Source organism: Pseudomonas edaphica (genome assembly GCF_005863185.1).
GTDB classification, from domain to species: Bacteria; Pseudomonadota; Gammaproteobacteria; order Pseudomonadales; family Pseudomonadaceae; genus Aquipseudomonas; species Aquipseudomonas edaphica.
Genome location: NZ_VBVZ01001133.1, coordinates 1 through 578, shown reverse-complemented (window position 1 = coordinate 578; position 578 = coordinate 1). Strand labels below are relative to the sequence as shown.

Below are 578 nucleotides of genomic sequence, written 5' to 3'. Positions count from 1 at the left end.
GCTGGCCCACGCTGTCGATCAGGCGCATGTTGTTGATCACGCCATTGCCGAACGACAGGTTCAGGCTGTCAAACAGCGTGTCCTTGGATTTAGGCTTGAGGGTGAACTCGATCACGTTGCTGGTTTGCTTGGAGGTGATATCGAAGCTGTCGTTGATCTTTGATACATCGCCCGACAGCAGCAGCGCCGGCGTCTGGTTCAAACGAGGGTCGAGCTTCTTGATGGTCGCCTGCTCCAGGTCCGGGTCCCACAGGGTGACCTTCTGGCCATCGGAAACAATCGTCTGCTCGGCCTTGCCTTCGGTGTGCCAGTAGAACAGACCAGGACGCTGTACGGCCATTTCGCCTTCGGTTTGCTGCAACTGGGTGCCGCCGGCATCCAGGGTCAACTGGGAGAAGCGTGCGGTCAGGGTCTTGGACTTGTCCAGCAGGTTAGTCAGGCTGGCCACCGAGGCCGGATCAGCGTGGGCCGAAACAGCAGTCAGGGCCAGTGCCGGCAACAACAGCATGCGGATAAAGCGCATGGGAATCCTCATTGAGTCGTCAGGGCGCGCTGCGTGTTGTCACGCAGCACGGAAT

Annotated in this window: 1 protein-coding gene; it reads right to left on the bottom strand. The window is 59.2% G+C overall.

Annotated elements, in window-relative coordinates:
• A partial coding sequence (gene lolA, locus FEM54_RS33685) for an outer membrane lipoprotein periplasmic chaperone LolA (RefSeq protein ID WP_138454412.1) occupies positions 1-523 on the bottom strand: 523 nt, incomplete at its 3' end.
• Positions 524-578 lie beyond the last annotated feature (55 nt).